The 12,898-nt window shown below is 46.9% G+C and carries 2 protein-coding genes; one reads left to right on the forward strand and one right to left on the reverse strand.

Translation table 11 applies throughout. The features are described from left to right. The first annotated feature begins 169 nt into the window (after window positions 1–169). A complete protein-coding gene (locus JI65_RS17610) occupies window positions 170–295 on the forward strand; it encodes a hypothetical protein (protein WP_277950608.1) in 126 nt (41 codons plus the stop codon). Between the two features lie 48 nt (window positions 296–343). Here the strand turns inward: JI65_RS17610 and JI65_RS15555 are convergent, their stop codons facing one another. After that, the gene (locus JI65_RS15555; RefSeq protein WP_191018080.1) at window positions 344–12,271 is read right to left on the reverse strand and encodes an Ig-like domain repeat protein; all 11,928 of its coding nucleotides are present in this window, start codon (window positions 12,269–12,271) and stop codon (window positions 344–346) included. Window positions 12,272–12,898: the final 627 nt, after the last annotated feature.

Consider the following 12,898-nt stretch of genomic DNA (forward strand, 5'->3'; position numbering starts at 1 on the left):
TGCAACAAGGAATGCTGAAAGGAGCGCATAACAAAGCCATCGAAACCGCGCGGAATTTTTTGTCCATGAATTTATCTGTTGAACAAGTCGCTTCTGGAACAGGGCTTTCCTTGTCACAAGTGATTGCTCTAAAAGAAGCACTTGATTCAGAAGCAAGAAAATAACTCTTATGAACGCACAGAAGTCACTCTCGAACATCAGTGCGAACAAGGATTACTGGATTGCCAACAAAACAGCCCGCCCACGCAGGGGGATTTTCCATGCGCAGGCGGGCTGCTTTGTTTTGGTGCAATGATTTCCCCTGCCACGGATGCGCGAGGCGAGGGGGAAAGCACTGTTGTTTTTACTCGTCGAGAGCCTTGCCGAATTCTATGGTCGTGCCGAGATAACCGACTACAGGGCGACCGTTTGAGTCGAATCCCAAACATACGTTCTGGAATTTTGGATCTCCTCCCTGTGGTGGAGTCATCGCAGGAATTGTCATGTATTCCCATGCTCCTGTTGTGTAGCCAGTTGCACCACCCGAACCACTCGCAGCATAAGCTGTTCCCGGTCTTACATCTACACCTGCAACAAGTGCATTCTCAACCGCAGTCTTGTCCTCAGCGGAGGTTGCTCCTTTTGTTGCCACTGGATATGCAAGTTTGATGCAGTCACGGCTACCAGTTTCTGTTGCATTGTAATAAGCGATATATGGAACATGCTCTTTTATCTTAACCTGCGTCCAATTGCCAACAGCAGATGCCTGATCGACTGTAATACTCTTCAAATCTGTACCTGCATATGAATCCAGGTGCATATAAACGAGATTTGAATCATAGCTATCGAATGCCGCGATATGCACAGAATCACCATCAAGAGACATTGAAACATAAGTACCTACATTCTCTGGGAATGATACTGCTGAAGTTGTCCATTCAACATTTGTTGTCGGAGAACTACCATCAACAGCATTTGTAGAATACTTGAGCACCAGTTTGTTCGTTGAACTGTCCATATAGACAATTACAACATGCTTGTCGCTTGTAACTCCCATGTCAAAATATTTCGAACCGGTTGTTACAACAGAAAGGCGACCATTATTGTAAATAGATGAATTAGATATATTCTCAAGGAAATTCACCTTTTGACCATATGTAGAATCCAAAGTAGATTCTGCTGATGTCAAAACTGCAGCCCCCTCATTATCTGATGAATAAACAAAAGATGAGAATGATTTACTTCCAGTATAGTCACTAATGCTATAGAAGCCATTACCTCCACTAGTTACCCTACGGGTCAATTTATGATACTGCCCATCCAAGTAAACATAGTAATCATTAAAATCGACACTATTCGTATACCAAACTGTATTTCCACCATACGGTCCATAATATGTGAACGTATATGGATTTGCACCTGAATTAGTCTCCGCTTCGATTTCGGTTCCTATCAAGAAATTCCTGAAGAGGATTTCATTTGTCTTGGAATCGAAATAGGCCATATAGACAACAGCATTTCCGTTTGTGGAGTCGCCAGAGGTTATAAGCTTAGGATACTCATACCTGTTAAGTTTGAGTCCACCGTTGTAATCAACTCGCTCAAGACTTACAGCGTTATTACCGGCAGTATATGCAAATTTTCCATTGTAGTTCGAATATGTCGTTCCTGGTCCCCAGCAATCTCCTGAATTCGAAGGAGCAAGCTCGTTATATCTGTCATAGTAGAGAGCGAGAGCACCGTCCGCATAGTTAAAGAGAGTTGCGTTGTAGTAGCGTCCGCCTTCGTCCACCGCCATACCCATCTGTTCAGTACCAAGCTGTTTTACAAGATATTCAGTGTAGATTTCCGCGCCAGTAGAACCGTTGAATTCCGCACGCTGGGCATGGGCATTTGTTGGATGGTCTGAGCCAGCTCCTGTTCCAGCCCCAGTACCAACAGCAGAACTCGGACCTCCATTATTATCAACATATCCAAACACAGGATTGTCACCATTCATGAGCATGACAGGATAATAGCCGTTCTCAACGCCCGTGTCTTTCATATCCCACATCAACAAATACCTATCATCCGTAAGCTGCACGTTCTTCGTCGTGTAGTAGTCCGGCTCGCGGTTGTAGTAGTTTGCGTAATCAGCAATCGCATTTCCGATTGCAGAGCCGCTTCCGACTGCATCATGAGCATCGTTCGCATTGATGTTGTTGAGAGTTCGGATGCCGTTCGAGAATATTTCAAGATAACCCGACTTTGTGATTCCGCTGTTAGAAATCGCAACAGTATTCGTATCTGAAGCAGAAGCCGTCAATCCTATACCGCCGGAGGTCGAAGTAAGAGTTGTTCCTCCAGCAGCCGCGTTGTTCGCAATTTTTGCAACAAGATTGCTTGTCGAGAAGTTGAATCCATTCACGGTAATTGTATTTTCAGCCTTGTTCGCGAGAATCGAATATTTTCCGCTTGCAGAGCGGATGTTGTTGTCCTTCAAACCGCTTGCGCTTCTGACATTCGTCTTTATTCCCGTGATATACGGCACCACGTCCATCTTGTACGTCGGCTTGTGCTTTGTCGCGTCGGTCGTGCCGTCTTCGCCTCTTCCGCTTGCGGCATTTGCGGTGTCACTAGACAAGTGCGATGTCGCAGCGTCGTCGTTCGCAAGTACGTTGAACACTGCGTCGAGTTTCGTCGTGTCCTTAAGGTGAGCCGTGTCGATTGCGATTTTCCAGTTGACTTTGTGTCCGGTCTGGTTCAGATATTCGTCCGTTACGGTCACTTCGTAAGAGTTCGTGCCGATTGCATTCGGTTTTTTGTTTGTCCAAACGCCATTCGTATACGTCGCAAGTTCGATTGGAGTCGTTATGCTTGAATCGAAGTCGGTCATAGAGAAGCTGAGCGACTTGAGCAATGTCTCGTCGAACGCTGTTCCGCGGAGCACGATTTTTCCAGAAACTTTCGGGTCGAGGTCGTATTCGCCGCTTGTCATTGTCGCTTTGAACGTATCTGCCGGCAAATCCGCCTCAAGTTCGATGTGGCCGTTCGCCTTCGAGCCTTTGTAGAGGCTGTTCTTGCCTTCGCCCTCGCCTTCCCAGAAGAACGGGTCGACGACGACGTTCGGCGCGACTTTGTCCGTCTGGTCAACATTCAGGTCGGTGACTCTGATGAACGCGTAGAGAGAATTCTTTCCAGACGTCGTTTTTTCGGTCGAATCCCAGAACGTGAACGAAACTTTCTGATTCGCTCCGTCCGAGGCCAGTTTTCCTTTGAGGTCCCAGAAGCGTCCTAAAATGTCGTCGTTGCGGTTTGTGCCCGAAAGCACAGTATCTGCGGTTTGGTGTCCGTCGGTTTTTGTCGTCGTGTCGGCGTTGTTGAATACAAGGTTCACGTCGCCGTTTCCGCCGACGATTTCCGCACAGACGGCAAGTCCGTTCTTTGCGATAAACGCTTTTCGTGCTGGTGCGGACGCGTTTTCCTGCCATTTTCCGGCAGCATCCTGTGCGTATTCGGCAAAGCCCGCCGTAGCAAATTCAAATACTTTCTGTTCCGAACCTGATTTTCCAAGAATATTGTATGTCTCAAATTCGTTTGCTGAATATTCGTTGTTTTTGTCCAAGTCGGTTCCGAGATGGAGCTTCGCGATTCTCGGCGCGTTGTTGGCAACCATAACATTGTACTTGACGCCGTTCACGTTTCCTGCCTCGTCGAACACGAGGAGCACGAGGTTCGCCGGTCCGTCAGGCATGTTGTCAGAATAAATCGAAGCATCCCATTTTCTCTTTGAGCCGCTCTTCGTGAACGACTCAGGCATTCCGTCGCCATCGTCCTTTCCTTCATCAAAGACGAATTTTCCAGAGCCTGATTTGCTGCTGTTCTGTGCGTTTGCCGCGTCGATAATCTGGGCAATCGGGCAGTACGCCTCGGTCGCAGTCGCATCGACGAGTTCTTTGTCGAGCGTTATGGTGCTTCCTGAAATCGCAGAGATTTTTCTGTAAACGCCGCCAATTTCGATAAGTCCGCCCACGTGGATGTGCGAGCCGAGAGCAGTGCTGGACTCAAACGTGTCCTTTGCGCTCATCGTTCCTGTGAGTTTCTTTGACCAAAGAGAGAATTCAGTAAGACTCTGAGTTTCTTCTTCCGTCGTTTTGTCCGCTTTTATCACTTTTGCGACGTTCTCCGCATTGGTGATTTTGCGCTCCACAAGGTCGCCCATCTTGACGCGGGCAGAATAAGAGTCGTCGCCGTCAATGTGAATCGGGTCAAAGACAACTTTGTCCTTTGCGTCTGTAATTTCGGCAGCAGTTCCAGTTCCGGTGTCCCTCATGTAATAGAAGGCAACGTACTTGACTCCAGAGCCGTCTGATGAATCGTCAGACTCGCCTGCAAGCGTGAACATTCCGTTCGAATTCTGGATGTCGTTCGTCACTTTCGTGCTGAACGCGACTGATGCGCCGGTGATGCCTTCAAGAGTCGGAGCCGCATTGTCTATGTTGATGCTGAACGGCATTTTTGAAGTGTTGCTGTTGTCGTCCTTTGCAGTTACCGTGTACGAGTGATTTCCGCTTGCCTCGCTCACAGGAATAATCATCTTTACGGTCTTCTGACTTTCAGTTCCCTTTACAAGACCAGAAACAACGCTTCCGCCTTCAGTTGCGGTCATTTCCTTAACCTGCGAGTCGTCCGTAGCAGTAACGATGATGTACCACTTTCCTTTGAGGTACATGTCAGCAGAATACGCTTCTACAACAGAAGGTGTCGCATCGACAGAAGTCGGCGCTGTTTCAAACTGGGCGACAGTGTACGTAAACTGCGGAACGCCGCTTGAAACGTGGATGTGGATTACATTGTCTGTGTCTGACCACGCGCCGAACTTGTTGTTCGAGTTCACGCCGCACACGCGAATCTTGATGTTGTTCGTCGTACCAGTTGCGTTAAGCTCGTCGTGCTCGTTAATCGTAAAGTTCCATGAAGCGCTTCCGTTCGCCTTGATTCCCCACCAATTTTTCATGTCGCTTACAGAAGAGAATCCATATTTTCTTAAGAGTTCGGCTTGCTCTGTAGCATCAGTTTCGCTTGTGATGCTTGTGTAGACAGTTCCGAGGATGTCAGCGGCCGTCACAACCGTGTAAGCGTTATGCTCTCCAGTTGAATCCGTATATTTGAGTCCTGAAACATAGTCTTTTGTGAATGAAGTTGCAGTTTCCTCTACGAGCTGGAAGTAGACTTCCTTCACCGTAGCGTCTCCAATCGGAATGATAGACTGGCCGGAAGCGCGGATTGTTCCTCCGAGCGTTACATAATTCTGACCGTCCGCGTAATCCTTCGTTGTCGGGTACGAGAACGTTGTCTGCGGTCTGTCGCCGGAAGGGTCGTGGTTGATAGTGTAATCGGTTATGACTGTGAAGTTGCCGATTTTGTCCGTCGCCATAAAGTAAATATGGAGAGGATAAATTCCGTCCGTCGCATCCGCATACGTCTCGTTGTCAAAGAGGTCGAGGAGAGGATTTGCCTCCTTGAATATCTTTGATGATTTTTCTTCGTCGGTAAGGTCCTCTGTCGCCTTATCAAAGACGAATTCCCAGCTCTTTACAGTCTTCTCCGTGTCCATGTACGAATTCCATACAAGGGTATCTTTCAGAGAATCCTGAGATGTAATTGAAAGCTGTTCTTTTGTAGGAATCGCCCACTCGATTGATTTTACGTCTGCGTTTCCGGCGTCGAATGCAGTTCCGCTAATCGTTACAACTTGTGTTTCGTGAGAATCTTTCACAGGTTTTGTGATGCTTATCATCGGTACGCCATTGTCCGCAAAGAACGAATATGTGCCAGTAGTAGCATTTCCTACACGGTCAGTAATCGTTACAGAAACAGAAACTTGTCCTGTTCCCCATTTGCGTGTATCAACAACGTTCGTCGTCCATTCGGCAAGTGTTTCGTTCTGAGTTCCTGTCCAAGAATCTCCTGTCGAAAGAGTTGGGCTTGTCGTTTCCGTATTGCCGTCAGGCAGAGTGAATGTTGCGCTCATGCTTGCGATTCCGCTCGCGTCTCTTCCCGTAAAGTAGAATTTGACGTATCGCCTATCCACTCCGCCGACAACAAAACTTGCGTTCAAGTTTGAGTTGTTGCTTGAAATTCCAAATTCGTTTCCAGAGAAGTCTTTCGCAACGCTTGCAGCCGCTGCATCAGAATACGGAAGTCCCTTTCCGCTGCCGATTGTCGGGTTCAGACTGTCTGATTTGTAGACGAATTCTTTTTCGTCCCACTCAACATAACCTGTGTTCTTCACCAGAATCTTCGGGTTCTGGAGCTTGTCGTTCGTCGTTGCACTTGCGGAAACTGACGTGTATGTCGTGTAGAATTTTTTTCCGCCGTTGTCTTCGATGTAGATGTAGAAAGTCTTCTCGCCGTCGTCCGTGTCGCTCGGAGTAATCGTGAATTCGCCGCTTGAAGAAAGCGATGTGCCGAGGAGATTTTCAGGCTCTGTCTCGCCTTCCGCGCCTGTGTATTCAGTCTCGGATACGATGAATTTCTTTACAACGGCAGTGCCGGTCGCGTCGTCGTCGCTGATTCGGCCTGTCACCTGCGAATCCGTTCCGTGCTTGAGGAGGAATGTTTTGAGAGTCTCACTGTATTCGATGTTGTTGAAGTTTACCTTCGGTCTGTCCGAATCCTGTGAAACTTTTACGCTCACCGCGCCCGATTCTTTCACGTTTCCGGCAGAGTCCGTTCCCACCGCGCGAATCTGGTATTCAGTGTTGTCAGAAAGTTTTGTCGTGTCGAAACCTTCGACTTTGAACGTGTAGCTTCCGCTCAATGCGAGATTCGGCATTGTCGTTGTAGAAGCCTCTGTCCAAGCAGTGTCGCTTGTTTTTTTGTATTCGATTCTTGTGATTGCATTTGTCGGAAGAACGTTCGTGTCGCTCATTGTGCCTTCGAGCGTAATCGTGCCGTTCACCTGAGTTCCCGTCGTCTCGGAATCAGCGTCAGTCGGTGCCGAAAGCGTGATGTTGTCGAGCTGTTCATCGACGATTACAGTTGCGACATTGATTGACTTGGTGTTTCCAATGCCCGCACAGTCCTTCGCTTCGAGGGAAACAGAAACAGTTCCGCTTGCGCCCTCAAAGAATTTGTCGTTTTTCACGGTCGCAGTCCACGTCCACTCGTTGTCTTTGTCGTCGGTCTTTACGATTGTGAGCGTTCCGTTTTCGTTCGTTGCCGTTCCGCCGGCAGCGTCATTCTTCAAGAGAATTTCTTTCGTTCCCTGCTTGAGCGTGATGCTGTAGAGGCCGGAATCCGCGTCGCTCGCTGTTCCGCTGAATTCCATCGTGCCCTTTTTGTTCGTGTATTTGAGTCCTTCAACGCTTGAACTTGCGTCCGGCGTCGTCTCGTCCACGTTCAGGGAGATGTTGCTGTATGTAGTGCCACCAACTTTTACCGAGTCGAGGGCCGCGTTTCCAACGTTGTCGACAGCAACGAGGATGAGGTAGTTCTTTCCCGTGCTGAATCCAGAGAGGACGGAATTGTAGTTCGATTCCACGGTCGCGTAAGATTTTGTGCTTTCGCTCAAAGTTCCGAGATTCGAGACAAAATCCTTGTACTCGCCGGAAGTCGTGCTGAACGAAGTCGATTCGCCGTCTGCGTTCTTGAGCTGTCCTGTGTAGAATACGCGGCGTTTTGCGTCGGAAGCTATGACTCCAGGAGCGAAATAGCCGGTTTTGTCCGTCTTGTAGTTTTTGAGGAAGGCAGTCGCCTTTTCGTTGAGTTTTGTCTGCAAATCAGCTTCGGAAACTCCCACCAAATCAGTCTCGGAGATGACTTTGTAGTAAATCATCGAATTTCCGCTTCCAGTGTCGCTCAAAGTTCCGCGGATTTTTATCGTCTTCGAGTTTCCGTATGTTCCTTCGGCGTACTTTCCGCCAACGTCCTTGTCGAATTCTGTGAGCGTCTCAATGTCGTCGTTGTCATTCTCGTTGATTCGGAAGAACACGTCCTTCTGCTTCTCGTCGATTGCGTGGAGGGCTTTCGGCGCGATGTCGTCGATTTTTACGAGGACATTCTGAGATTCTGTGTTTCCTGCGTTGTCAGTCGCGGTAATCTTGAGCGTTACCGAGCCTGCCGAAGCATAGTTAGAAAGGTCGAGTGTTACAGGAAGAGCCGTAACGTCTTTTCCGTTGATTTTTGAAACGATGTCGTTCGTTCCGTCATTGACCACGATAGACTTGATTCCAGACTTCGAGTCCTGAACAGAGCCGGAAAGGAGGAAGTTGTCTCCGCTGTGGATGTAATAAACGGTCGAACCGCTTTCTTTTGTCTCGTAGACGCTGTATGTGCCGCCCTCGTCCGAAAGCGAAACGTTCTTTATAGTAGGCTTTTCTGCGTCCACGTCGATGCTGAAGAGTTTTGCAGAAGACTTGTTCCCGGCCTTGTCGGTTACGGTCGCCTTCACGGCATACGTTTTGTCTTCAAGTCCGCTGAGGAAGTCAGAAGGAATCGTTGCAGTCCAAGTCGCGAACGAGTCGGTTGAAGTTGCGTCAACGGTCGTCTTTACCGCTGTCTGTCCGTCTTCGGTGACGGTGAGCGTGACAGACTCAACGCCGGAAGAATCGTCCTCCGCCGTTCCCGTCACGGTAATCGAGTTCGATTTGTTGGAATACTGGCTTCCAGACTGGTTCGAGCTTACAGTCGGAACTTCCGAGTCGATGAAAATGTCAAATTCGCTTTCTTCGCTTTTGTTTCCGGCCTTGTCCACCGCGAAGAATTTTATCTTGTTCGCGGTAGCCGCGCCGCCCGTCACCTTCGCGATGAATTCGCCCAGGTTCTGCTTGAAAGAGCCGTCCGTGTTCGGAGCGAACGTGTCGGATGCGCTCTCAGTCTCGCCGACCTTCGTTACGCTGTATTCAACATGGTCGATTCCGCTTCCGCTTTCAGCAAATTTTCCCTCGAACTGCAAAGTGGAAGACTTGTACCAAGTGTGGTTCGCGCCAGAAGCGAACGCTTTTCCGCCAACCTTAAAGTCATCGTCGTTCCAGCTAGGCTTTTCTGTATCAAGACCAAGTTTTATGTCCGCAGAAGATTTTTGGCTGTAAGTGTCGATTGCAGTGAGCGTAAGCGTGTACAAATCATCTGTAGATGGAAGAATGATTGAACCAGTCCAGTCGTAAGTTCCAGAAGAATTTTTCTCTCCAATCGCAGCCTCAAAAGTGTAGCCGGATGAAACAACATTTCCAGAAGAATCTTTTACCGCACACTCAATTTGAGTTTCTAATTTTTTAGAGACAGTTCCTTTTAGAGTGAATTTTCCAGATTCACCAGTTTGGTTCGTGTAAGACTCGTTATCTGGCGAAGAGATTTTAATCTGCGGCGCTCCAGAATCAACTGCAATGAAGAACGGCTGCACAGACCTGATGTTGTGGTCGTAAGGGTCGATTCCGCTCACCTCTGTCGGGAAGCTAGTTCCAGAGTCAAATGCATCGATTCGAACTTGGTAAGTGCCTTCCGCGCTCGGAAGCTGGTAGTTCAGAGTGTATGTCGATTTTCCGATTGGAAGTTGATACGGATTCAATCCATAAGAAGTTTTGTCAGCATCGAGCTTTATTCTGTCCTTGTCGTAGATAGTCACCCAGATTGTATGTATTTTGTCGTCGTCCTCGAACGAAACTTGCAGGCGGTTGTTGCTCGTCGTTCCGAAGAGATTTGTCTCGGAGTTTATTCCGCTCACGCTTTTTACAGAAGAGTCCGCATTTTCAAGTGTGATTATCGGGCGGTCGGTCTCCTGATAGATTACGAAGGCCTTTCCGTCAACAGTGTCCGTCTTTCCGTTCAAAATCGGGTCTTTAGATGCGTAGTATGTCGTCTTGTTTCCAGCAGTATCTTCCGCCATCAAAACGACCTCAACTTTTATCATCTGGTCGCGGGTTTCCGACGTGGCGAAGAGGTTCGAGATGAGAGACGTCTTGAATTCCTGGCTAATCGAATAGACCTTTCCGAGGGATTTGTCCAAGCCCGCATTTTCAAGCGCGGCTTTTATAGCCGAATTCGACTCTGCCATCTTGAAGATTGAATCGTCTTCTGAAAGTTCCTTGTTCAAGTCCGTGCTCGCCCAAATGTCGTAAGAAACTTCGTGAAGGTTCTGCTCCTCGATGCTTCCCTTTATGGTGACGGTTCCGTTCAAATAGATGTACTTGTCTTTGAGAGCGTCTCCAAGCGGCGCATAGCTTTCAACGCGAGGCTCCGCTGAGGAGATTGAGATTGCAGGAAATTTTTTGTCAATGTGTACACTTGCAGAAGCATTACTTGTATGTCCCGACGAAGACTTTCCCTGCAAGTCAAGCGTATAGAGATACATGTCTGAGTCTTTGGCTTTTATATTGGCAAACCCTGCAAGTTTCGAAGGTCTGAACGTCCATGTATTCTCAGTAGTATTCCATGTGAACGCAGCATTTGTATCATCATGTGAAGACCAAACATAATCTGTCGAACCATCTGATTTATTTCTTGTCGTACAAGTAAGAGTTGCATCCACAGAACCAACAGTCTTACCAGTTTCCTCATTTGTTACAGTGAGTTTTGCAACAAGTTCCTTTACATAAATGTTTCCAATATTTACAGTTGCCGCTCCTGTAAATTCAATGTCTGGATTTTTGGTTGTAGAAAGATTCTCAGGTGAAGCAATTTTTAACGTTGGCGCAACGCCCTGCTGATTTCCTTCAAAGCCATAAACTTTATCCTGAGAGAACGCAACATCTTCCATATCACAACCCGTCAGGGCAAGAACGTAATATTCTCCAAGCTCGATTCCTTCAGGAACCGTAACGCTGAATGTTTTATTGGAAACTGAACTTCCGCCACGGCCCACGTGGTCTGCATAATTGTAGATAAGAGTCCATTCTTTGCTCTCATTTTCAGCACCGACATTTATTTTCGTCTCATTTTCTCCGAAGGTTGTCTCATCGTTTTCGAGAGCCTTAACTTTTCCTACAAGAGCCTGAATTTCAGATTTAACGCCATCTTCACTAACAGAAGATGAATTTGAAGCTGGACGCTCCGTATATTTTCTGAGCCAGATTTTTACACTGTCTTTGCCATTGTCGTCATACCCCTGTGGCCTAACTTGCGTGCCGTCAAGCCCCGCACTAACCGTCACAGTAAGCGAGTTTCCGCTGGAAGCTGTCTGCAAAGGTTTTTCAGGGTCGAATTCGTACGAAAATCCGTTCACCTGATATTTTGGGCTTGCGTCAGGATTTAACGAGAATGAAAGCCGGTCACCTTCGCTAGCTGCCGTATCTTTCGCAGAAGATTTGAGTGCTTCAAGAGCTTCTGGATTGTCAGTCTTAGTTCCGTTAAGAAGATTTTTCAAGTCTGCTGCGCTGAGGCCCATTCCCTTCTTTGCGCTCATGAGCGAAGTGTAAACATCATCGTAAAGGTAAACTTTTGAAGTAGAGTTTCCCAGAGAATCATTTTTTGATTCAGCTGCAGAGCGCTCGTTTCCGTTCGGATTCTTGTAGATTTTTGCGCTGTCTGTAAGGGAAATTTCCGCGTAGAAATTCTGTGTGCTTTCCGTGCCAGAATACATCTGTGAATATCGTGAATTAGTAGCAGAAGTGTCACCGTCGTTTGCATGTTGTGCAATAATTACGCTACTTCCTCCGGCAGTAGGAATTTCTTCCTCACGGTAGAACGGAATCTGCTCGCCATCGTAGGTTTCTGAAGAAACACAAGCACCGTCTTCTGAGTAGATTTTTACATCCATGAGTGCAATCGTGTGGTCATCGGCAATAGTTCCTTCAATTGTAAAAAGTGAGCCGTATGCTGAAGGCTCTGCATCCTGACTCTTTACAACTCCAGGATTAGAAATTACAAACACTGGTGCGGTGTTATCAATATCAAAAGTTCGGGAAGTCTCGCCTGATGAATGGCCAGCGTCGTCGTAAGCAGTTACGCTTATCTGATACGTGCCGTCCAAGAGTTCGTATTTTCCTGTTTCGGAATTGAATTCGTTCAAGTCGATTTTCCATGTCTTGTCAGCATTTATTACAGCTGATTTTGAAGCTTTTATTTCTTTTGTGGCAGTATCAATAATACTTACTTTGATTGAAGAAATTCCCTTGTCATCATTCCAATTTCCATAAAGCGTAAAAGTGTCGCGAATTGTAGCCGCAATCGGGGGATAAGCAATTTCTACTGTTGGTGCGGAAGTATCAACAGACTCTCCCAAACCTACACCTACGTCACAAGCCATAAAAAGGGTTATAGGAAGAAATGATAATATTCCCAAAAATTTTGATGCAACAGTATTTTTTCTCATAAAACAAACTCCATTATAAACAAGTAAAATCACAAGACTTCTTTGCAATCTTATTTAATGACAATAAGAACGCAATTCCGTCCTATGAAAAAAAAGACTCTAAGATTTACGGATTACTTTTTAGGATACGTTTAAGATATCGGTCAGATTCAAACCGAAAGAAAGACAAATCATAACAGTCGTTTATACAACCAATTGTTATAAAACGCTAATTTATTTAAAATTATTTTATATAAAGGACAGATTTTTTTCAATAGATTTAAAGAGATTTTGGAGATTTCAAGGGAGCGGCAGAGTGCATTTTTTAATCTAAAAGCTAAATTTTACCGCTCCCCGCGACTTTTCGGAAACGCACACGTAAAATTTTCCGAGCACAAAATAGCTTTTAGCGTTTCCCAAAACTCGCGCTTTGGTGGAACAGCTTACAGGGGATTCCGACTCGCCGCGACAAGCACTGCGACGACTCGGAGAGGCTGTTTTATTGCTCGCGCGCCGCTCGCAATTTCCGAAAGCCCGGAAATTCATCGATTATTTGTCTGGCAGGCGGCAGAGTGCATTTTTTAATCTAAAAAGCTAGATTTTGCCGCTCCCCGCGACTTTTCGGAAACGCACACGTAAAATTTTCCG

The organism is Treponema zioleckii, assembly GCF_014737315.1.
Lineage (GTDB): Bacteria > Spirochaetota > Spirochaetia > Treponematales > Treponemataceae > Treponema_D > Treponema_D zioleckii.